This is a genomic window from Arthrobacter sp. STN4 (assembly GCF_024539665.1).
Lineage (GTDB): Bacteria > Actinomycetota > Actinomycetes > Actinomycetales > Micrococcaceae > Specibacter.
On record NZ_JAKZGX010000006.1, the window covers coordinates 1 to 20235 of the forward strand.

At 63.5% G+C, this 20235-nt stretch carries 20 protein-coding genes and 2 tRNA genes; 8 read left to right on the forward strand and 14 right to left on the reverse strand.

The annotated features are described in order from the left end of the window. Positions 1 to 156 precede the first annotated feature (156 nt). On the forward strand, positions 157 to 711 hold the full coding sequence (locus MMF96_RS06335; protein WP_176617126.1) for a flavin reductase family protein: 555 nt from the start codon (positions 157 to 159) through the stop codon (positions 709 to 711). 34 nt (positions 712 to 745) lie between these two features. On the opposite strand, the gene MMF96_RS06340 is transcribed toward MMF96_RS06335, so the two are convergent. Together MMF96_RS06340 and MMF96_RS06345 are read right to left on the reverse strand one after the other, a co-directional pair. Then, positions 746 to 1600, reverse strand: coding sequence for a rhomboid family intramembrane serine protease (locus tag MMF96_RS06340; protein ID WP_176617125.1), 855 nt, complete (start codon positions 1598 to 1600; stop codon positions 746 to 748). A 111-nt stretch (positions 1601 to 1711) separates the two neighbouring features. Then, entirely contained in the window at positions 1712 to 2254 is a 543-nt protein-coding gene (locus MMF96_RS06345) for a peptidylprolyl isomerase (RefSeq protein WP_176617124.1), read from the reverse strand. A 111-nt stretch (positions 2255 to 2365) separates the two neighbouring features. Between MMF96_RS06345 and MMF96_RS06350 the strand changes: the two genes are divergently transcribed. Then, entirely contained in the window at positions 2366 to 3322 is a 957-nt protein-coding gene (locus MMF96_RS06350) for a hypothetical protein (RefSeq protein ID WP_256882962.1), read from the forward strand. Positions 3323 to 3394: 72 nt separating this feature from the next. Here MMF96_RS06350 and MMF96_RS06355 read toward each other — a convergent pair whose 3' ends face one another. The 12 genes from MMF96_RS06355 to dnaA form a co-directional block, all read right to left on the reverse strand. Further along, positions 3395 to 4279, reverse strand: coding sequence for a DMT family transporter (locus MMF96_RS06355; protein WP_256882963.1), 885 nt, complete (start codon positions 4277 to 4279; stop codon positions 3395 to 3397). Positions 4280 to 4393: 114 nt separating this feature from the next. Continuing rightward, positions 4394 to 4469 (reverse strand) — tRNA-Ala (locus MMF96_RS06360). A 25-nt stretch (positions 4470 to 4494) separates the two neighbouring features. Next, positions 4495 to 4614 carry a DLW-39 family protein gene (locus MMF96_RS06365; RefSeq protein WP_256882964.1) on the reverse strand — a complete coding sequence of 40 codons (120 nt, stop codon included), beginning with the start codon at positions 4612 to 4614 and terminating at the stop codon, positions 4495 to 4497. Positions 4615 to 4651: 37 nt separating this feature from the next. Next, positions 4652 to 4725: transfer RNA gene (locus MMF96_RS06370), tRNA-Ile, on the reverse strand. Between the two features lie 123 nt (positions 4726 to 4848). Beyond that, the gene (locus tag MMF96_RS06375; protein ID WP_375141408.1) at positions 4849 to 5424 is read right to left on the reverse strand and encodes a DUF3566 domain-containing protein; all 576 of its coding nucleotides are present in this window, start codon (positions 5422 to 5424) and stop codon (positions 4849 to 4851) included. Continuing rightward, complete coding sequence (gene gyrA, locus MMF96_RS06380) at positions 5403 to 8081, reverse strand: DNA gyrase subunit A (RefSeq protein ID WP_256882965.1); 2679 nt, start codon at positions 8079 to 8081, stop codon at positions 5403 to 5405. The genes MMF96_RS06375 and gyrA overlap by 22 nt, the downstream gene beginning before the upstream one ends. A gap of 76 nt (positions 8082 to 8157) precedes the next feature. Next, positions 8158 to 10191, reverse strand: coding sequence for a DNA topoisomerase (ATP-hydrolyzing) subunit B (gene gyrB / locus MMF96_RS06385; protein ID WP_256883055.1), 2034 nt, complete (start codon positions 10189 to 10191; stop codon positions 8158 to 8160). 407 nt (positions 10192 to 10598) lie between these two features. Further along, positions 10599 to 11129, reverse strand: coding sequence for a DUF721 domain-containing protein (locus MMF96_RS06390; RefSeq protein WP_256882966.1), 531 nt, complete (start codon positions 11127 to 11129; stop codon positions 10599 to 10601). A 52-nt stretch (positions 11130 to 11181) separates the two neighbouring features. Then, positions 11182 to 12393 (reverse strand): DNA replication/repair protein RecF, encoded by a 1212-nt coding sequence (gene recF / locus MMF96_RS06395; RefSeq protein WP_176617118.1) that lies wholly within the window; start codon positions 12391 to 12393, stop codon positions 11182 to 11184. A gap of 18 nt (positions 12394 to 12411) precedes the next feature. Beyond that, the gene (gene gnd / locus MMF96_RS06400) at positions 12412 to 13299 is read right to left on the reverse strand and encodes a phosphogluconate dehydrogenase (NAD(+)-dependent, decarboxylating) (protein WP_256883056.1); all 888 of its coding nucleotides are present in this window, start codon (positions 13297 to 13299) and stop codon (positions 12412 to 12414) included. 64 nt (positions 13300 to 13363) lie between these two features. Continuing rightward, positions 13364 to 14488 carry a DNA polymerase III subunit beta gene (gene dnaN, locus MMF96_RS06405; protein ID WP_176617117.1) on the reverse strand — a complete coding sequence of 375 codons (1125 nt, stop codon included), beginning with the start codon at positions 14486 to 14488 and terminating at the stop codon, positions 13364 to 13366. A gap of 437 nt (positions 14489 to 14925) precedes the next feature. Continuing rightward, positions 14926 to 16404 (reverse strand): chromosomal replication initiator protein DnaA, encoded by a 1479-nt coding sequence (dnaA, locus tag MMF96_RS06410; protein WP_176617116.1) that lies wholly within the window; start codon positions 16402 to 16404, stop codon positions 14926 to 14928. Positions 16405 to 16972: 568 nt separating this feature from the next. Between dnaA and rpmH the strand changes: the two genes are divergently transcribed. The 6 genes from rpmH (at position 16973) to rsmG (ending at position 20216) form a co-directional block, all read left to right on the forward strand. Then, positions 16973 to 17110: a 50S ribosomal protein L34 gene (gene rpmH / locus MMF96_RS06415; RefSeq protein WP_113716382.1), complete on the forward strand. Its 138-nt coding sequence runs from the start codon at positions 16973 to 16975 to the stop codon at positions 17108 to 17110. Positions 17111 to 17187: 77 nt separating this feature from the next. After that, positions 17188 to 17565 (forward strand): ribonuclease P protein component, encoded by a 378-nt coding sequence (gene rnpA, locus MMF96_RS06420; protein ID WP_375141409.1) that lies wholly within the window; start codon positions 17188 to 17190, stop codon positions 17563 to 17565. 16 nt (positions 17566 to 17581) lie between these two features. After that, the gene (gene yidD, locus MMF96_RS06425) at positions 17582 to 17992 is read left to right on the forward strand and encodes a membrane protein insertion efficiency factor YidD (RefSeq protein ID WP_176617114.1); all 411 of its coding nucleotides are present in this window, start codon (positions 17582 to 17584) and stop codon (positions 17990 to 17992) included. A gap of 9 nt (positions 17993 to 18001) precedes the next feature. Beyond that, on the forward strand, positions 18002 to 18964 hold the full coding sequence (gene yidC / locus MMF96_RS06430; protein WP_176617113.1) for a membrane protein insertase YidC: 963 nt from the start codon (positions 18002 to 18004) through the stop codon (positions 18962 to 18964). Beyond that, the gene (locus MMF96_RS06435) at positions 18964 to 19494 is read left to right on the forward strand and encodes a R3H domain-containing nucleic acid-binding protein (protein WP_256882968.1); all 531 of its coding nucleotides are present in this window, start codon (positions 18964 to 18966) and stop codon (positions 19492 to 19494) included. The genes yidC and MMF96_RS06435 overlap by 1 nt, the downstream gene beginning before the upstream one ends. Positions 19495 to 19577: 83 nt before the next feature. Beyond that, positions 19578 to 20216: a 16S rRNA (guanine(527)-N(7))-methyltransferase RsmG gene (rsmG, locus tag MMF96_RS06440; RefSeq protein WP_256882969.1), complete on the forward strand. Its 639-nt coding sequence runs from the start codon at positions 19578 to 19580 to the stop codon at positions 20214 to 20216. Positions 20217 to 20235 lie beyond the last annotated feature (19 nt).

Sequence of the window (20235 nt, forward strand, 5' to 3'; positions counted from 1 at the left end):
GTGGGACAAGGAGGCGGAACGTTCCATACGGAATGGCCAACAAAATTGAGACAGTTCCTACCCCATCCGTCTCAATTTATCTGGCCTCTTCCCACGTCAACATGGCCAACTAAATTGAGACAGGACACAAGTAGGCAGCCGTGGGACGATGGCAGCATGGAAATCACCGGCCCGCTCGAATCCCAACAGTTTTCCCCACAGGAACCGAGCCAGGACGACATCGACGAATACCGCCGTCTCAGTGCCGAGCAGGCAGCGGGCGTGGCGGTGGTGAGCACTGTATGGAAGGGCCGCGACTATGCCGCAACCGTAAGCGCCTACCTGTCAGTGTCCTACGACCCACCGACAATGTTGGTCAGCCTCTACGAGGGCTCAAGGATTGCGCAGGCCGTGGCAGCGTCGGGCCAATGGGCGCTGACGATTCTCACCACGGACCAGCGCCGGCAGGCCAATTGGCTGGCCAGTCCGGGAACGCCCGTTGAAGGCCTGCTGGCACAGGTGCCCTTCCGGCGCGGCCCGGCCACGGGCTGTGCCGTCCTGGACGGCGGACTGGCGTATTTTGAGGCCGCCACCACGGCCGTGCATGAGGCGGCAACGCACCTGTTGGTGGTGGGGGAGGTGGTGTCCATGGGCAGCGACGCCCAATGGCATCCGGGCATCTCGCCCCTGCTTCACTATGCCGGCGACTACCGAAGCCTCAAGGCACAGTAGGCGGGCCAAGGGCCCTGCCGGCGTGGCCGGAGAGCTAGGAAATGATAAAGGAGGGGAACGTCGACACCTTGTACACGGTCAGCACCGCCATGAGCAGCACAACGGCGGCCATGCCGCCCCATTGGATGAGCGAACGGTTCCTGGCCGGTGCGTAGGAAACGACGGCGGCGCACAGGGCCCCGGCGATGAGGCCGCCCAGATGGGCCTGCCAGGCGATGCCGGGGATGAAAAACCCCAGGGCCGCGTTGATGACCAGCAGGACAACGATGGACCGCAGGTCCCCGCCCCGCTTCCGCTGCACCACAAACAAGGCACCAAACAGGCCAAAAATGGCACCGGAGGCACCCACCACGGTGGTGTCCACGGGAGTCATCAACAACACGCCGACGGAACCTGCCAGCGCGCTGATGACGTAGATGGCCAGGAAACGTGCCCGCCCAAACGCCGGCTCCAGCGCCTGGCCCAAAATCCACAGCGCATACATGTTGAAGGCGATGTGCATGATGTTGGTGGAGTGCAGGAACGCCGACGTGAGCATGCGCCAGGGCTCGCTCTCCGTCAGAAACGGTGCGTAGGCGAAGGTCTGGAACACGAAGCTGTTGGGCAGGACCAGGTCCAGCACATAGGCCACAACGCAGATGGCCATCATGGTCAGCGTCACCACGGGGCGTCCGGTCCGCACGGCCCCGCCAAAGATCGTCCGGCGGACCGGCATGGCCTTGGCCGTTTCCCGTACGCAGTCCACGCACTGGATGCCGACGGCGGCACTGCGCTGGCAGTCGGGGCAGGTGGGCCGCCCGCACCGTTGGCAGCTCACATAGGAGACCCGCTCGGGGTGCCGGGGGCACACTGGTGCACCGGCAGGGGCGCCCGGGTGCTGCTGGCTCATGGCTGGATCCTTATACGCGGGAAGAAAAATCTGTGGCCGCCGGCGCAGCGGCCGGGAGGGGCCCAACGGGTCCTCCCAGCCCAACCGCCGGCGGCCGGATGATGCGGGTGCCTAGACGTTTTCCACCGTGATGGAGTTGATGACAACGTCTTCGCGCGGCTTGTCGCCGGGGCCCGTTGCCACGCCTTCGATGGCGTCGACCACGGCCTTGGACTCGGCGTCGACCACTTCACCGAAGATGGTGTGCTTGCCCTGGAGCCAGCCGGTGGGAATGGTGGTGATGAAGAATTGTGAACCGTTGGTTCCGCGCCCGCCCTGGATGCCCGCGTTGGCCATGGCCAGCTTGTAGGGCTCGTTGAAGTTCAGCTCGGGGTGGATTTCGTCGTCGAACTGGTAGCCGGGTCCGCCCACGCCACGGCCCAGGGGATCGCCGCCCTGGATCATGAAGTCCTTGATGATGCGGTGGAAGATGGTCCCGTTGTACAAGGGGGCGTTCGACTTTTCGTTGGTGGCGGGGTGCGTCCACTCGATTTCCCCCGTGGCCAGGCCAACGAAGTTCTTGACAGTCTTGGGGGCGTGGTTTCCGAAGAGGTTCACCACGATGTCGCCCAGGCTGGTGCTGATAGTTGCTTTTGCGGTTGGGGTAGCAGTCATGGCGTCATTCTGCCATGCGAAACTGTCAATTATCCCCATGCACCGGTGCATTCCGCGCCGGGCGAACTGTCCGGGGATAGCACGCGGGGTCTCCCCGACGTAGGCTAACAAATGAAGACGGACGACACCTGGAGGAAAAACGTGAAGACAGTGGACCGCTTGACCCAGGGCCTGGAAGGCTCGCTGAACGCCGGAGTGGACAGTGCCCGTGACTGGGCCGGCCCGCGGGTGGAAAGTGCCAAGGAGTGGACCGCCCCCCGTGTTGAGGCCGCGTGGGGATGGGCGGCACCCCGCATCGAAAAAGGCTTTGAGAACGCCTCTCCGAAGGTGCAGGGCGGCATCCGCAAGGCAGCCCGTTACACGGCCGACGGCGTGGCCACCGTGACGCCCAGGATCCAGGAAGGCCTGGAGAAGCTGGCCCCGAAGATCTCGGACGTCGTTGACGAAGCCGCCCCGCGCATGCACGAAGCCCTTGACAACGCCGCCCCCGCCATCTCTGCAGCCCGGGACAAGGTGGTGGGCGAATTCATTCCGAAGTTCTCCGAGAAACTCGGGGAAGCGGCGGAGTCCCTGTCCGCGGCGCTGGAAAATGCCAGGACCCCGGAGCAGGTCGGCGTCGTGGTGGCGAAGCTGGGCGGCAGCAAGAAAGCCATCAAGAACGCTGAAAAGGCCGCGGCAAAGGCCGCCAAGGTTGCCGCGGCGGAACTGAAGAAGAACCGGAAAAAGGGCGGCAAGGGCTGGATTGTGCTCGGCATCGTCGCTGCGGCCACCGCTGCCGGCGTCGCCGCATGGAAAGCGTCCAAGCCGGTGCCGGACCCGTGGAAGACCCCCGTCACCGTGGCGCCCACGGCCCCGGTGGCGCCCGCCGTCGTGCCTGCACAGGAGACCGAAGTGCCGGCTCCCGTGCCCGCGGACGACGCCGTTGCCAAGGACGCGTCGACGCCCGCCACTGCCGAAGGGGCACAGGCCGGGGAGGCGCAGGGCGACTCGGCCCCCGCAACCGGCAAGCACCAGGCCGCGGACGAGGCCAAGGACACCACTCCCAAGCCCAAGGCACCCAACAAGTAACGCACCGCGTCCGGCCGTCCCCTGGCCGGGGCCCGGACAAAGGGGTCCGCTGCCGTTTCGGCGCGGGCCCCTTTACTTGTTGGCGCCCTTGGTGGTTCTAAACCCGCCCCGGCCCTGCTGCAGGACCACCACGGCCAGACCGGCAATGATCAGCGCCAGCCCGGCATAGGTCCCGCCCGGAAGCGTTTCACCCAGGAACCAGCCCGCCAACAGTGCGGCACCGGGAATCTCCAAGAGGATCATCATCGAAACCACCAAGGGCGAAATGGTGGCCAGCAGGTGGTTGAAAATCGTGTGGCCGATGATCTGGGCCGCAACGGTCACCCCGAGGATCCCCCACCAGGCTTTCGGCTGCAGGCTCACCAGGGGCTGCCCGGCCACCAGGCACAGGGCAAGCAGCAAGAGCGACGCGATGGAATAGCACAGCCCCGCATACAGGGTGGTCGACATGCTTTTCCGCGCCTTCGAGCCGGCAAGGGTGTAGATGGCGGCCAATGCTCCCCCTGCCAGGGCCAGAAGGTCACCGGCCAGTGCCGTTCCGGACACCCCGATGTCAAAGCCGGTGATGGCCACCACCCCGAGCAGGGAGATGCCCAGGCCAAGGATGATGCCCCGTGCCGGGCGGCGCCCCCGAACCCATTGAAACAGGGCAATCCACGCCGCCTGCAGGCACACGAGCGCCGTGGCCCCGGCAACGCTGGTGAGCTTGACCGAGGTGACGAAGCAGGCGAAGTGCAGGGCCAGGGCAATGGCCGCGGTGGCCGTCCATTTCAATTCCTGGCCCGTGAGGTTCCGCACGGCACTGCGGTTGCGCAGGAGAACCGGGGCGGCCATGGTGGCTGCACCCAGGGCATTGCGCCAAAAGGCGATGGTGAGGGCCGGCGCGTCCGTGGCGGCCATGATGGGACCTGACGCTGAAACGCCGAGGATGCCGAGAACGGCCAGGAGCAAAATCACTTCTCAACAGTAGGCCACGCACGGGGGCCGGGGCACGCACCAGGCCACGCCGGAGGCACGCGCCGGGGACAGGGACAAAAACACCCCGGCCGCCAGGGCCGGGGTGTTTTTTCATGGTGGAGGCACGGGGACTCGAACCCCGAACCCCCTGCTTGCAAAGCAGGTGCGCTACCAATTGCGCCATGCCCCCATGGGGTGGTCCAACACTTTGAAGCTTAGTTGACGGTGTCCGTCGCCTTGCTCCAGGTTGCCTTGGCAACCTTGGTTTCATGCCATTTCTTGTTCAGGAGGGCGGCAGCGCCGAGAGCTGCGGCAATGACCAACAACTTCTTCACAACACACCTGCCTTTTGCAAGAACCGGAATGGTTCCGTGGGCGCACCAGGACTTGAACCTGGGACCTCTTCGTTATCAGCGAAGCGCTCTAACCGCCTGAGCTATGCGCCCTCATCGGCCCTCACCGGGCCGAGACAAAACTTTACCCCACACCTTCCCAAAGTCCCAAATCGGCGGGTCCGGCCTGCTGCCGGGCCCGCCAATTCAAGGAATTCCAGGGGTTTTTGACGCTTCCTAGTCGTCGGTCAGCGTGACGCCGATGCCGCCAACCAGGGTTGCCGAGATGTTGTAGAGCACGGCCGAAAGCATGGACAGTGCGGTCAAAAGCACCACATTGACGACGGCGATGATGGTCGCGTAGGAGGCGACCTGCCCCAGTGACGCAAACTTCATCAGGTCGAAAGCGGAACCGCCCTCAGAGCCCTGGATGTCCGTCATGAGGGAATTGACCTTGTCGAACAGGCCAATCACGTCCAGGACGGACCAAAGCACGATGGACGCAACCACGGTGATGATGCCCAGCGCCACCGACAGCAGGAATGCCATCTTCAGCACGGACCACGGCTCGACCTTGCTGACCAGCAGGCGTGCGCGGCGGGCCTTGGCCTTGGGTGCGGGCTTGACGAGTGGCGGCCGTGCCGGTGCCGGCCGCTTGGCAACGGGCGGCGCGGCCTTGGTTGCCGTTGACGCAGACTTGGTGGCCCCGACACTTCCGGGACGCTGCGTTGGGCGGGCCGGTGCACTTACCCTGGGGGCGGTACCTGGCCGCTGATTCGGGTTATTCGTGCTCAATCGGTACCTCCATTTGATGCGTCATGGTCGCTTAACGGTACTTCATCAGTCTGGACGTTTGCTTCAAAAGCTCCGCCGGCAGCCGCATCCACGGCCTTTTCGACGTCCGCGCCGCCTTCTTCGACATCATCCTCAAGATCGTCTTCGTGGTCCAGTCCGCGTTCGCTGTTGCGCGCCACCTCGATGATCCGGTCGTTCTTGTCCGGCTTGGCAAAAATGACGCCCATGGTGTCGCGGCCCTTGGCCGGCACCTCGGAGACATTGGAGCGCACCACCTTGCCGCCGCCCATGACCACCAGGACTTCATCATCTTCCTGGACAATCAGGGCCCCCACGAGGTCGCCGCGGTCCTCAACCAGCTTGGCGACCTTGATGCCGAGCCCGCCACGGCCCTGAAGGCGGTATTCATCCACGGCGGTGCGCTTGGCGTAGCCGCCCTCGGTGACGATGAACACGAATGAATCGTCCGTGACCACATTGGCGGCCAGCAGTTCGTCCCGGTCGCGGAACTTCATGCCGGTGACACCGGAGGTGGCCCGGCCCATGGGGCGCAGGGCCTCGTCGGTGGCCGTGAAACGGATGGACTGGCCCTTTCGGGACACCAGGAGCAGGTCATCGGTGTCGGAGACCAGCTGGGCGGAGACCAGTTCGTCGTCGTCGCGCAGGTTGATGGCGATGACGCCGGCGGAACGGTTCGTGTCGTAGTCCTCCAGCCGCGTCTTCTTGACCAGGCCGTTGCGGGTTGCCAGCACCAGGTACGGCGACTGCTGGTAGTCCTTGAGTTCCATGACCTGGGCGATCTTCTCGTCCGGCTGGAACGCCAGCAGGTTCGCCACATGCTGGCCCTTGGCGTCGCGTCCGGCCTCGGCCAGCTCGTATGCCTTCGCGCGGTAGACGCGGCCCAGGTTGGTGAAGAACAGCAGCCAGTGGTGGGTGGTGGTCACAAAGAAGTGCTCGACGACGTCGTCGCCGCGGAGCTGTGCACCCTTGATTCCCTTGCCGCCGCGGTGCTGTGTGCGGTAGTTGTCGCTGCGGGTGCGCTTGACGTAGCCGCCGCGCGTGATGGTGACCACCATTTCCTCTTCGGGAATGAGGTCCTCCATGCTCATGTTGGGGTCATAGCCCATCATGATCTCGGTGCGGCGGTCGTCGCCGTACCGGGCGGTGATGTCGGCGAGTTCATCGCTGACGATGCCGCGCTGAACCTCGGGGTCGGCCAGGATCCGGTTGAATTCGGTGATCATGGTTTCAAGCACGTCGGCTCGGTCCTGGATCTTTTGGTGCTCCAGGGCTGCCAGCTTGCGCAGCTGCATGTCCAGAATGGCCTTGGCCTGGATCTCGTCGATCTCCAGTAGTGCCATCAGGCCGTCGCGGGCTTCCTCCGAGGTGGAGGAACGGCGGATCAACGCGATGACCTCGTCGAGGGCGTTGAGTGCCTTGAGCAGCGCACGTTGGATGTGGGCCTCTTCTTCGGCCTTGCGCAGGCGGAAGCGGGTGCGGCGGACAATGACGTCCATCTGGTGGGTGACCCAGTGGCGGATGAACGCGTCCAGGGGAAGGGTGCGCGGCACCCCGTCGACAATGGCCAGCATGTTGGCGCCGAAATTTTCCTGCAGTTGCGTGTGCTTGTAGAGGTTGTTCAGCACCACCTTGGCGACGGCGTCGCGCTTGAGGACAATGACCAGGCGCTGGCCCGTGCGTCCGGACGTTTCATCGCGAAGGTCGGCGATGCCGGAGATCTTCCCGTCCTTGACGAGTTCGGCGATCTTGATGGCCAGGTTGTCCGGGTTGGCCTGGTACGGCAGTTCGGTGACGACCAGGCAGGTGCGTCCCTGGATTTCCTCGACGTTGACCACGGCACGCATCGTGATGGACCCGCGTCCGGTCCGGTAGGCATCCTCGATGCCCTTGCGTCCCAGGATCTGGGCACCGGTGGGAAAGTCGGGGCCCTTGATGCGGGCGATCAGCGCTTCCAGAAGTTCCTCGCGGCCCACCGTGGGGTTGGCCAGGTACCACTGGACGCCGTCCGCGACTTCGCGCAGGTTGTGCGGCGGGATGTTGGTTGCCATGCCCACGGCGATGCCGGAGGAGCCGTTGACCAGCAGGTTCGGGAACCGGGACGGCAGAATGGTCGGTTCCTGGTTCTTGCCGTCGTAGTTGTCCATGAAATCAACGGTTTCCTCGTCGATGTCACGGACCATCTCCATGGCCAGCGGCGCCATCTTGGTTTCCGTGTAACGGGGCGCGGCCGCGCCGTCGTTGCCCGGCGAGCCGAAGTTTCCCTGGCCCAGTGCCAGCGGGTAGCGCATGGTCCAGTCCTGGATCAGTCGCACCAGGGCGTCGTAGATGGCCGAGTCGCCGTGCGGGTGGTACTGGCCCATGACCTCGCCCACCACGCGGGCGCACTTGTTGAAGGAGCGCTCGGGACGGTAGCCGCCGTCGAACATGGCATAGAGCACGCGGCGGTGGACGGGCTTGAGCCCGTCGCGGACGTCGGGGAGCGCCCGGCCCACGATGACCGCCATGGCGTAGTCCAGGTAGGACCGCTTCATCTCTTCCTGCAGGTCGATCTGCTCGACCTTGTCGTGGCTGTCCAGGACTTCGCCCGTCAGGACGGCCTCGGAGGAGCTGTCGTTGTTCCCTGCACCCGGATTTTCGGGGGTTTCGTCACTCATAGTCTGTTATATTCCATTCGCAATATATGTCTGATTCGTAATATTCAAGTGCGGGAACATGTTGGTTCCCGAAGGCTCAAATATCGAGGAACCGGACGTCCTTGGCGTTTTGCTGAATAAAGTTTCGCCGCGACTCAACGTCTTCGCCCATAAGGATGGAGAAGATCTGGTCCGCCTCGGCCGCGTCGTCCATGGTGACCTGAAGCAGGGTGCGGTGGGCCGGGTCCATGGTGGTGTCCCACAGCTCCGTGTAGTCCATCTCGCCCAGGCCCTTGTAACGCTGGATGCCGTTGTCCTTGGGAATGCGGCGCCCGGCAGCGGCACCGGCAGCCAGTGCCGCGTCCCGCTCCTTGTCGCTGTAGACATAGTCGTGGGGGGCGTTGGACCACTTGATGCGGTACAGGGGCGGCTGCGCCAGGTACACATAGCCGCTCTCGATCAGGGGCCGCATGTAGCGGAACAGCAGGGTCAGCAGCAGCGTGGTGATGTGCTGGCCGTCCACGTCGGCATCGGCCATGAGCACAATCTTGTGGTACCGGGCCTTGTCGATGTCAAAGTCCTCACCGATCCCGGCGCCAAACGCCGTGATCATGGCCTGGACCTCGGCATTGCCCAACGCGCGGTCAAGGCGTGCCCGCTCCACGTTCAGGATCTTGCCGCGGAGGGGAAGGATGGCCTGCGTTGTTGGGTTCCGTCCGCGGACGGCCGAGCCGCCGGCGGAGTCACCCTCGACGATGTAGATCTCGGACAGGGCGGGGTCCTTCGACTGGCAGTCCTTGAGCTTGCCGGGCATTCCGCCGGATTCCAGCAGCCCCTTGCGGCGGGTGTTTTCGCGCGCCTTGCGGGCCGCCATGCGGGCCTGCGAAGCCTGGATGGCCTTGCGGATGATGTCACGGGCAGGGCCGGGGTTGCGTTCGAGCCAGTCGCCCAGGCCGTCGGTGACCACGCGCTGGACGAATCCCTTGACCTCGGAGTTGCCGAGCTTGGTCTTGGTCTGCCCTTCAAACTGCGGCTCCGAAAGCTTGACGGAGATGACCGCAGTCAGGCCCTCACGGATGTCGTCGCCGGTCAGGTTGTCATCCTTTTCCTTGATGATGCTTTTTTCCCGCGCGTAGCGGTTCATCAGGGACGTCATGGCGGCGCGGAAACCTTCTTCATGGGTTCCGCCCTCGTGGGTGTTGATGGTGTTGGCGTAGGTATGGACGCTTTCGGAGAAGGAGGTGGTCCACTGCAGAGCCAGTTCCACCGCCATGTGCCGGGCGATGTCCTCGGTTTCAAAGGCGATGACGTCCTCATGCACGGGTTCGTACTTTTTGGAGGAGTTGAGGTACTTCACGTAGTCCAGCAGACCGTCAACGTATCGGTACACCACCTCGCGCTTGCCGGTGGCAACGTCCTTCCCTTCGGGAATCGCGTCCAGGTCCGGGTCCTCGTCGACAACATCCGCCACCCGCTCATCGGTGAGCGTGATCTTCAAGCCCTTGTTGAGGAAGGCCATCTGCTGGAAGCGGGCACGCAGGGTTTCAAAGTCAAACTCGACGGATTCGAAGATTTCCGGATCCGGGTAGAACGTCTGGGTGGTGCCGGTCTCGGTGGTGGCCTCGCCCATCACCAAAGTGCCCTGCGGCTTGCCGCCGTCGGCAAAGCTCATGCGCCACACATGTCCCTGGCGGCGGATTTCCGTCTCCACCCGGCGGGAGAGCGCGTTGACCACGGAGATGCCCACACCGTGCAGGCCGCCGGAAACGGCATAGCCGCCGCCGCCAAACTTGCCCCCGGCGTGCAGGATCGTCATGACCACCTCAACAGTGGGCTTGTGTTCGGTCGGGTGCATGTCCACCGGAATGCCGCGGCCGTTGTCCACCACCCGGACGCCGCCGTCGGCGGTCAACGTGATTTCAATGTGGTCGCAGTAGCCGGCCAGGGCCTCGTCCACCGAGTTGTCCACCACCTCGTACACCAGGTGGTGGAGGCCGCGCAGCCCCGTGGACCCGATGTACATGCCAGGACGCTTCCGGACTGCTTCAAGGCCTTCGAGCACCGTGATGTCGCTGGCATCGTAATGGGGCTTGTTGTTATCCGGGGATGCCTGGACTTCGACGGGTGCCACGGTTGCGGGCGCCTCCACGGCAACAGTCTCCACGGTGCCCGGGTTCTCCGGATTGTTCTCAGTCACAGGCGCGTTCGACCCCTTTAGATAGTTCGCTGGATTGCCGCCGAGGGATGTGGCACGGAAGACGGATGGCCCGTGCACCCAATTGCCCTCGGAAAGCTGGTCTTTACCGCTCCAACGGGTGCCACAAAACGTACCGTGGCGCCGCGGAGAGGCGGTCCTTGTTCCGATTCTACCTTGTGGGAGCGCCCAACCCGGCACAAACCTGCCCTGGGACGCACGAAATACGCCCTGGAATCGAATGATTCCTCCGTGGATGAGGGGATATACGCCCGAAGGGGTTTCAATCGCCCTGCAGGGCCACTGGCAATTCCGGGACAATCCCGGAACCGGAGTGCCTGCGGCTATCCGTACGTGTCCCGCGGGCCCCGGCCCTTGACGTTGCGGTACCCCTTGCGCCAGCTGGGCGCCGCCGGGCCCAGGACAAGCAGCTTCGTAACGACGCCGGTGCCGAGTTCGGCATCAAACTTGGCCAGGAGTGAGGAGGAAAGCAGCCGCAGCTGCGTCGCCCAGCTGGTCGAGTCGCAGCGCACGTGCAGTGTCGTGACCTCAAAGCTTTCCGGCTGGCAGTGCGCGGCAATGTCAGGCCCGACCAGCGTGTCCCACTGCGCCATGACGGATCCCACCGCCAGCGGCGAGCTCCACCCGCGGTCTGAGACCAGCCGCCTGACCACCCGCCCCAGTCCCTGCGGGTCGCGGCCGCCGTCGAGCGAGTCCAGGAACGGTGCACGCTTGGACCGGGGCACGGATTTGGCTCCCAGGCGGCTGCGCGGGATCCTCAGTTCGCCGCGGGCCTTGGCGATGGTGCGCATCCTGTTCAGGGCCGCCTGCGCAGCATCCACCTCGGTGACATGGTCATTGGCTTGCTCCTCCAAGCGGCTTTTGCGTCCCGTTGCGTCGTCGCTGCCGCGGCTTTTTCCGGAACCCTCATTCACCATGGGGCACGGCGTCCCGGTTCGGGATGACTCCGCCGGGGATGACCTGGACCTGGGCCCCGGCCAGCTCCGCCGGAATGTCACCGGCGACGGCGGCGGTGACCAACACCTGTTCGGCACCGCCCACCATGGATGCCAGCTTGCGCCGGCGTTGGGCGTCAAGTTCGGCAAAGACGTCGTCAAGGATCAGGATGGGCTGGTTTCCGGGGATGGGCGAGTCTGCGTCCAGGACGTAAAAGGAGGCCAGCCGCAGGGAAAGCGCCACGGACCACGATTCCCCGTGCGACGCATAGCCGCGGGCCGGTGCCTGCCCCAGCAGCAATTCCAGCTCATCGCGGTGCGGACCCACGAGGGACATTCCCCGTTCCAGTTCCCGGGTGCGCGAGGCCGCCAGGGCCTGGATGTACCGGGCCGTGAGTTCCTCCACCGTACACAGGGAAAGGTCCTCCTCCCCGCCGGCATCGTACGGCGCTTCATCGTCGCCGGACGGATCCAGGCTGCTGCGGTAAACGGCGCGCAGCAGCTTCGAGCCGTCGGTCAGCCGGGCGTAGGACTCGGCCAGGTGCGGGCGCAGCAGGTCGACCAGTTCAAGCCGTGCCGCGAGCAGCTTCGCGGCAGCGGAGGCCAGGTGCGCATCCCACACGTCGAGGGTGGCCAGGTGTCCTTCGGTGACGCCGCTGCGGGAAAAATGCGCCGCCCGGGCGGACTTCAGGAGTGCATTGCGCTGCTTGAGGACCTTGTCGTAGTCCTGCCTGGTGGCGGCGTGCCGTGGCCTGAGGACCACCAGGAGTTCATCCAAAAAACGACGCCGGTTGGCCGGGTCCCCCTTGACCAGGGCCAGGTCCTCGGGGGCGAAGAGGACACTGCGGCAAATGCCTAACACGTCCCGGGCCCTGATGGGGTTGGCCCGGTTGATGCGTGCGCGGTTGGCCCGGGCGGCATTGATTTCCACCTCGATAACGACCTTTTGGGCACCCCGGACCAGCTGGGCGCGGACCAATGCCTGCTCGGCGCCGAAGCGCAGGAGCGGTCCGTCCGAGCTGACCCGGTGCGATGACAGGGTCGAGAGGTAGCCGATGGCCTCCACGAGATTGGTTTTGCCCAATCCGTTGGAACCGACCAGGACCGTCACCCCGGGCGCAAGCGCGAGGTCCACCTGGGCATAGCTGCGGAAATCGGTCAGTGAAAGTTGTTCAAGAAACACGCGTGCGGCTTGGGTGGTTCAGGAACCCGCCGGCTTGGTGGCGTGGCCGCCAAACTGGTGTCGCAGGGCCGAGACCATCTTCATGGCAGGGGAATTGTCTTCGCGGGAGGAGAACCGTGCAAACAGTGCGGCGGTGATGGCAGGCGCGGGCACTGCGTTGGCGATGGCTTCCTCCACAGTCCACCGGCCTTCGCCGGAATCCTCAACGTAGTCACCGATTGATTCCAGGCCGGGATCCTCATCCAGCGCCTTGACCATCAGGTCCAGCAGCCACGACCGGACCACTGTGCCTTTTTGCCAAGCGCGGAACGTGCCGGGAAGGTCGGTGATGATTTCCTTCTTGGCCAGCAGCTCATACCCTTCGGCATAGGCCTGCATGAGGCCGTATTCAATGCCGTTGTGCACCATTTTCGCGTAGTGTCCCGCACCCACGGCGCCCACGTGGACAAAGCTGTCCGCCCGGTCGCCTTCCGGCCGGAGGGCATCGAGCAGGGGCATCGCCCATTCCACGTGTTCGGCGGAACCGCCGGCCATCAGGCCGTAGCCATTTTTCAGTCCCCAGACGCCGCCGGACACGCCCACGTCCATGAAGCCGATGTTTTTTTCGTCCAGTTGGGTGTGGTGGCGTTGGTCCTCGGTGAACCGGGAGTTGCCGCCGTCGACGATCAGGTCGCCGGGCTCCATGTGCGAGGCGAGCTCGCGAATGACCGAATCCGTGATGTCGCCGGAGGGGACCATGACCCAGATCAGTCGCGGTGCCGGTACGGCCGCCACCAGGGCGGCCAGGTCCGCCACGTCCGTGACGTCGGCGTTGCGGTCGTATCCGGTGACCTCAATCCCCGCCCCACGCAGGCGTTCCCGCATGTTGAAGCCCATTTTTCCAAGTCCGACAAGTCCGACGTGCACGGCATTTCTCATTTCTGCTTGGGTGGCGTCCCGGTGTGGGTGGCGCGGGCGGGAGGGGAACTGGTTACTGGTTGGGCAGCCTCACGGGCATGACCAGGTAGCGGTAGTCGTCGCGGTTTTCGCCGTCGATGTCGTCCTGGGCGGTGAGCATGGCAGGTTTGGGTGCCGAGGTGAAGGAAAAACGCACGTACTTGCTGTCAAAGGCGTTCAGGCCTTCGCTGAGGTAATGCGGGTTGAAGGCGACCGTGATTTCGTCCCCGACCAGGGAGGCTTCCAGGTTTTCGGAAGCCTGGGCATCCTCGCCTGTGCCTGCATCGAGTGTCAGTTGGCCGTCGGTGAAGATCAGCCGGACAGGCGTGTTGCGTTCAGCGACGAGGGAAACACGGCGGACTGCCTCAGCCAGCGCCGTGGTTTCCACGGTGGCGTGGATGGGCGTGTTTTCCGGGAAGAGGGAACGGATCTTGGGGTAGTCGCCGTCAACCAGCAGGGAGGTGGTGCGGCGTCCGCCGCTCTCAAAGCCGATCAATTCGCTGTTGTCTGACAAGGCGATGTTGAGGGTGCCCGAACCACCGAGGGTTTTGGCGACCTCGTTGAGTGTCTTTGCCTTCACCAGCGCACCGGTGGAGATTCCCGGGTTTGTCGGGCTCCAGTGGACTTCGCGCAGGGCGAGCCTGTAGCGGTCGGTGGCGAGCAAGGTGATCAGATCACCTTCAATTTCCATCTTCACGCCGGTGAGGATGGGGAGGGTGTCGTCCTTGCTGGAGGCAATGATCACCTGGGAAACGGCCTGGGCGAAGGCTTCTCCGTCCACGGTTCCGCTTAATTCCGGCAGGGCCGGCAGTTCCGGGTAGTCGTTGACCGGCATGGTGGCCAGGTGGAAACGGCTGCTGCGGCAGGTCAGGGTGACCTTGGAACCGTCGGTTTCGACATCGACAGGAGCGGACGGGAGGCTGCGGCAAATGTCGGCGAGGAGCCGGCCTGACACCAGGATCGTGCCTTCTTCGGCGATGTCGGCGGCGATTTCCAGGCGGGCTGAAATTTCGTAGTCGAAACTGGCCAGGCTCAAGGTGCCGGCTTCGGCCTTGAGTAGGAGCCCCGAGAGCACCGGAACCGGAGGCCTTGGCGACAGGGAACGTGCGGCCCAGCTGACTGCTTCGGTCAGAACATCGCGTTCGACTCGGAACTTCACGGAAGGGTGCCGCCTTTCATGGTGCGAAAAGTGTTGGGTGCCGGGTTGGCCGCTGTGGAATTACATGCTTGCAGACAGCTTAGCGCTTCGGACAGGCGATTCCGGCATTGCCCTGGCCCCGGTGCATCCCGGGTTCGGCAGAATCGGAAAATGTTGTTTGAAACGAAGGATTCTTGGGATTCGTAGTGTTAATAAGTCCTGTGGATACTGTGGATAACCCTGTCTTGCTGCGCGATTGCGACGATCTGCCCTGTGCACAATGTGTGAGGATTTTCCGCTTTCGCTTGTGGGCGTCGGTGGAGAACTTTCCGCGCCAAATATGGGATCCACAGGGGACCCTGTAGTTATCCGCAAGGGACGGGCGGTTGTGCACTTAACTATCCACAGACTTATGCACAGCTGTTAATTACTGAAAATTTTCTCCCGCTGCGCGGGTTTCAGCCTTCGCGCTGTTGCTGCTTGATCTTGTTGGTCAGCTCGGTCACCTGGTTGTAGATGGCCCGCCGCTCTGCCATGAGTTCGCGAATTTTCCGGTCGGCGTGGATCACCGTGGTGTGGTCGCGGCCGCCGAACTCCTGGCCAATCTTCGGCAGGGACATGTCCGTCAATTCCCGGCACAGGTACATGGCAATCTGCCGGGCGGTGACCAGGGTGCGGGTGCGGGACTTGCTGCACAGTTCTTCCATGGAAATGTTGAAGTAGGCGGCTGTCTGCCCCAGGATGGCCGTCGAGGTGATCTCCTGCGCGCCGTCGTCAGTGATCAGGTCCTTCAGGACCATCTCGGCCAGGCCCACGTCCACCGGCTGGCGGTTCAGGCTGGCGAAGGCAGTGACCCGAATCAATGCCCCCTCCAACTCGCGGATGTTGGTGGAGATCTTCGACGCGATGTACTCGAGGGCGTCGTCGGGGGCGGACAGGCCTTCTCCGATGGCCTTTTTTCGCAGGATCGCAATGCGGGTCTCCAGTTCCGGCGGCTGGACGTCGGTGAGCAGGCCCCACTCAAACCGTGAACGCATGCGCTCTTCAAACCCCTGCAACCGCTTGGGCGGAAGGTCAGAGGTGATGACCACCTGCTTGTTGTGGTTGTGCAGGGCGTTGAAGGTGTGGAAGAACTCTTCCTGCGTGGCGTCCTTGTTGGCAAGGAACTGGATGTCATCGATCAGCAGGATGTCCACGTTGCGGTACAGCTGCTTGAAGCTGGCACCCTCGTCGTCGCGGATGGAGTTGATGAAGTCGTTGGTGAATTCCTCGGAATTGACGTACCGGACACGGATGCCCGTGTAAAGGCGGCGGGCGTAGTGGCCAATGGCGTGGAGGAGGTGGGTCTTGCCCAGTCCCGAATCACCATAGATGAACAGCGGGTTGTAGGCCTTGGCCGGCGCTTCGGCCACCGCCACGGCCGCGGCGTGGGCGAAGCGGTTGGATGAGCCAATCACGAAGGAGTCAAAGATGTACTTGGGATTGAGGCGGCCAAATTCCTGTGAGGTGCTGGGGAGCATTGGGGAGGGCTTGGAAGCGTTTTCCCCGGGTTCATTACGTTCAATCCGGTTGCTGCGCTCAACATGTTCGTTGCGTTCGGGGCGGACGGGGGCAGGTGCTGCGGGGGTTTCCTCCACCTTGTCCAGCGGCACCAGGTCGGCATTGACACTGAAAGCGCAGCTGATCTCCTCCGGGAATACCTGCCGCAGTGCATCAACCAACGCCTTGCTCAGCTGGTTTTGGAGCACTTCGCGGGTCAACTCGTTGGGGACCGCCACCAGCAGCGTGTTTCCGATGAGACCCTGGGGCTGGGTGTGGACCACAAAGCCCCTCTGCCGGGGAGACACCCGTTCATCCTGTTCCAGGATTCGGATGACGCGCCGCCAGGAACTGCCGACGTCGTTGATCTCCTCAGTGTTGGTTCCCTCAGTGCTCATTGGTTGCCTTAGTGCTCATTGCTGGTTCCACCTCACTGCCGGCAGGATGCCCCGCCGGATTGTTGTCTGTTCACACCCGCGTCTGAGTGACTTCGCTTACATTGCCGGGCCATGGCCGCCCGGTGCGGGGGAACGCCGTGCCCCCGTCATCCACAGAGTTATTCACAGCCGTGGATAACTTGCCACGGGCCTAGCCTAAGGGATGAAAAGCCTTGAAGATAGCTGGGGGAACCGCCTGTGGATAAATATCACACGACGGGGGCTGCGGGGCAGCGGTGTGCACAGTTTTTCCACGGGTTATCCACGGCTGGGTGCACAGGACCCCGCAGGCCGTGGGCAACGTCGGGCCATCACCGTGGAAAACGCGGCGGACTGCCGGCCGGCGCAGTTTGACTAGCGGGACGGCAATGACCTAACGTTGTGAAGTCCCATGTGTCTGCTTTGCGCATCTGCGCAGCTCCTTGAAGAAGGGGGTCAAGCGGGCATCCATATACTTAGCGTCGGCCTGTTCTTCCCCTTACTTAGCTTCGGGCAAGGCGCATCTTTAGATTGTCTTGGAGTAACTACCGTGAGCAAGCGGACTTTTCAGCCGAACAACCGCCGTCGTGCCAAGAAGCACGGCTTCCGCCTTCGCATGCGTACCCGTGCCGGCCGTGCCATCCTGGCTGCGCGCCGTGGCAAGGGCCGCGCCGAGCTGTCGGCATAAACCAATAACTGCTTGACGATCCGTCGAGCCTTAACGAAGCAGCGGTTGATCGCAGGGTGCTGGCCACCAGAAACAGAATGCGGACTTCCGCTGCCTTCTCACATACTGTACGTTCCGGCGTCCGCAACGGACGCCGGAACGTAGTGTTGTATGTGGTGTCCACCGCGTCCGGTGAGCCCAGCCAGGTTGGGTTCATCGTTTCGAAGGCCGTTGGGAACGCTGTGACCCGAAACCTCGTTAAGAGGAGACTAAGGGAAATAGCCGCTGAGACTGTTCGCCGCCATCCATGTGGGCTCAACGTTGTGGTGAGGGCCTTGCCGCCCGCCGCAGCTGCCACGTGGGGCGAACTCGTCAACGACTACCACAAGGCATTTTCCAAGGTGGCGCCCCGGCTTGCCGGCAGCCAATGGAACAGCCGGCGGCCGGACAACGATGCCGCAGTGGACAAGGCCTGAAGGATTGAAGGAGAAGATGTCCGTGACCCAAGCCAGTCTTGACCGTCGCACATTGGACCTGCCCGCCGTCGTCGGACGGTTTCTTTGGCATCTTCCCCGCAACATCCTGATTGTTGTGCTGAAAACCTACCGGCGTTTCATCTCACCCGCTTATGGGCAGGTGTGCCGGTTTTTTCCATCCTGTTCGGCTTACGCCCTCGAGGCAGTGACCGTCCATGGCGCAGTCAAGGGCAGTTGGTATGCAGCCCGGCGCGTAGCCCGGTGCCATCCCTGGAACGCCGGCGGCCTTGATCCGGTCCCTTCCCCGGTCCATGTCCATTGGGATGAGCCGTCTTCGGTCCCCCTCATTGTCCAACTGAACCATCCGGATTATTTCCTGGCGGCTCAAGCGGAGACACAAAGCCGCACGTCGGCTTCAGGAGAATAGAAAAGAAATATGGATTTCCTCCAGACGATTCTGACGCCCTTTGAGTGGCTAGTGTCCATGATCATGGTGCTCTTCCATGATGGGCTGACGTTCCTCGGGCTGCCTGCCGCGTCCGGTATCACCTGGACCCTTTCCATCATCGGCCTGGTGCTGGTGATCCGTGCCGCGCTGATTCCTGTCTTCGTCAAGCAGATCAAGGCGCAGCGCGGAATGCAGGCGTTGCAGCCGGACATGAAAAAGCTGCAGGCCAAGTACAAGGGCAAGACGGACCAGCTCTCCCGCCAGGCCATGGCGCAGGAGCAGATGGCGCTGTACAAGGAGCACGGCACCAACCCGTTCTCTGCCTGCCTGCCCATGCTGATCCAGATGCCGTTCTTCTTCTCGCTGTTCCGCGTCCTCTCCGGAGTGTCCAAGGCCAACGCCAACGGCACCGGCATTGGGGCCATGAGCCCGCACCAGGTTGCCCAGTTCGACCACGCCACCATCTTTGGCGCCCCGCTCTCGGCGGCATTCCTGCCCCAGCTCCAGGGTGGCGACCTGAGGGTCTCCGTGGTGGTGCTGTCGCTGATCATGATCATTGCCATGATTGCCTCGCAGTTCATCACGCAGAAGCAGATCATGACCAAGAACATGTCTGAAGAAGCCATGCAGGGCCCGTTCATGAAGCAGCAGAAGATGATGCTGTACGTGCTGCCCCTGGTCTTCGGCATCGGCGGCGTGAACTTCCCCATCGGTGTCCTGATCTACTGGACGACCACGAACATTTGGACCATGGGCCAGCAGTTCTTCGTGATCCGCCGGATGCCCACGCCGGGATCGCCCGCCTACAAGGAGTACCAGAAGCGCCGGGAGGCCAAGGGCCTGCCGCTGCTGGGCGCCTCCAAGAAGGCCGTGGTTCCCGAAGTTGAAGAACTCCCCGATCCCAAGGGACAGCGCAACCAGCCACAACGGAAGAACAGGAAGAAGAAATAATGCCTGCTGAAACTGAGATTGCCGCCGAAGAAGTTCCCGTCCAGGACGGCACCGCCGGAGCAACCCGCCTCGAAGAAGAGGGCGACATTGCCGCGGACTATCTGGAGGAACTGCTGGACATCGCCGACATAGACGGTGACATTGACATTGAGGTCCGCAACGGACGCACCTACATTTCCATCATCTCCGATGAGGAATCCGATGCCCTGAACAGCCTCGTGGGCCGCGACGGGGAGGTGCTGGATGCGCTCCAGGAACTCACCCGGCTGAGTGTTCTTTCTGCTACGGACAGCCGTTCGCGCCTGATCCTGGACATCGCCGGGTACCGTGAACAGCGCAACGCCGAGCTGTTGGACATTGCCAAGGACGCGGCGGAAAAGATCAAGGATGGCAGCCCTTCCGTTGCCCTCGCACCCATGGGCGCCTACGAACGGAAGATTGTCCACGACGCCGTCGCCGGGCTGGGCCTCGAGTCCGAGTCGGAGGGCGAAGGCGCTGACCGCCACATCGTCGTCACGGCCGCGCAGTAATTCACACGTCATCGAAACCAATATGGTCCCGTTCACCTGCCCCAGGGCAAGTGGACGGGACCGCTTGCGAGGGGACACCCGTTGTGGCAGATCTGACTGCTGAAGAAGCCGTTGCCGCCGAACAGATTTTTGGCCGCCGGCTTGGGCTGGCGAAGCGCTATGTGGAGCACCTGGCCACTTCCGGCATTGAACGCGGACTGATCGGCCCGAGGGAGGTTCCCCGGCTGTGGAGCCGGCATGTGCTCAACTGTGCCGTCGTGGCCGAGTTGATTGACGACGGCGCCAAGGTCGCCGATGTGGGGAGCGGCGCCGGCCTGCCGGGCCTTTGCCTGGCCATCGCCCGTCCTGACCTGTACCTGACGCTGATCGAGCCCCTGGAGCGCCGGGTGGTGTGGCTGGAGGAAGTTGTCACCGACCTGGGGCTGGACAACGTGGAGATCATTCGTGCCAGGGCTGAGCAGGCCGTGGACAAGGTGGAGTGCGAGGTGGTCACGGCCCGGGCGGTTTCGGCCCTGAACACCCTGGCGCCGCTGACCATTCCGCTGCTTGGCGGGCAGGGTCAACTGTTGGCCATCAAGGGGCGCAGCGCGGGGGAAGAGATCGCCAAGGCCGCCAAGGTGATCAAGAAGCTGGGCGGAGTGCAGACCGACGTGCTGGTTGCCGGCGCGGCGATACTTGCCGAACCAACAACGGTGGTCCGCGTGAAGGTGGAGCGACGCTGATCCGCCGTGGTCAATGGCG

What these genes read in the sequence shown, in the direction of transcription:
- rnpA (WP_375141409.1), top strand. Translation starts at nt 17,188, where the DNA reads ATGCGGACTTCCGCTGCCTTCTCACATACTGTACGTTCCGGCGTCCGC.
- MMF96_RS06345 (WP_176617124.1), bottom strand. Translation starts at nt 2,254, where the DNA reads ATGACTGCTACCCCAACCGCAAAAGCAACTATCAGCACCAGCCTGGGC.
- gyrA (WP_256882965.1), bottom strand. Translation starts at nt 8,081, where the DNA reads ATGAGTGACGAAACCCCCGAAAATCCGGGTGCAGGGAACAACGACAGC.
- yidC (WP_176617113.1), top strand. Translation starts at nt 18,002, where the DNA reads ATGGATTTCCTCCAGACGATTCTGACGCCCTTTGAGTGGCTAGTGTCC.
- MMF96_RS06340 (WP_176617125.1), bottom strand. Translation starts at nt 1,600, where the DNA reads ATGAGCCAGCAGCACCCGGGCGCCCCTGCCGGTGCACCAGTGTGCCCC.
- MMF96_RS06435 (WP_256882968.1), top strand. Translation starts at nt 18,964, where the DNA reads ATGCCTGCTGAAACTGAGATTGCCGCCGAAGAAGTTCCCGTCCAGGAC.
- dnaA (WP_176617116.1), bottom strand. Translation starts at nt 16,404, where the DNA reads ATGAGCACTGAGGGAACCAACACTGAGGAGATCAACGACGTCGGCAGT.
- MMF96_RS06350 (WP_256882962.1), top strand. Translation starts at nt 2,366, where the DNA reads ATGAAGACGGACGACACCTGGAGGAAAAACGTGAAGACAGTGGACCGC.
- MMF96_RS06335 (WP_176617126.1), top strand. Translation starts at nt 157, where the DNA reads ATGGAAATCACCGGCCCGCTCGAATCCCAACAGTTTTCCCCACAGGAA.
- yidD (WP_176617114.1), top strand. Translation starts at nt 17,582, where the DNA reads ATGTCCGTGACCCAAGCCAGTCTTGACCGTCGCACATTGGACCTGCCC.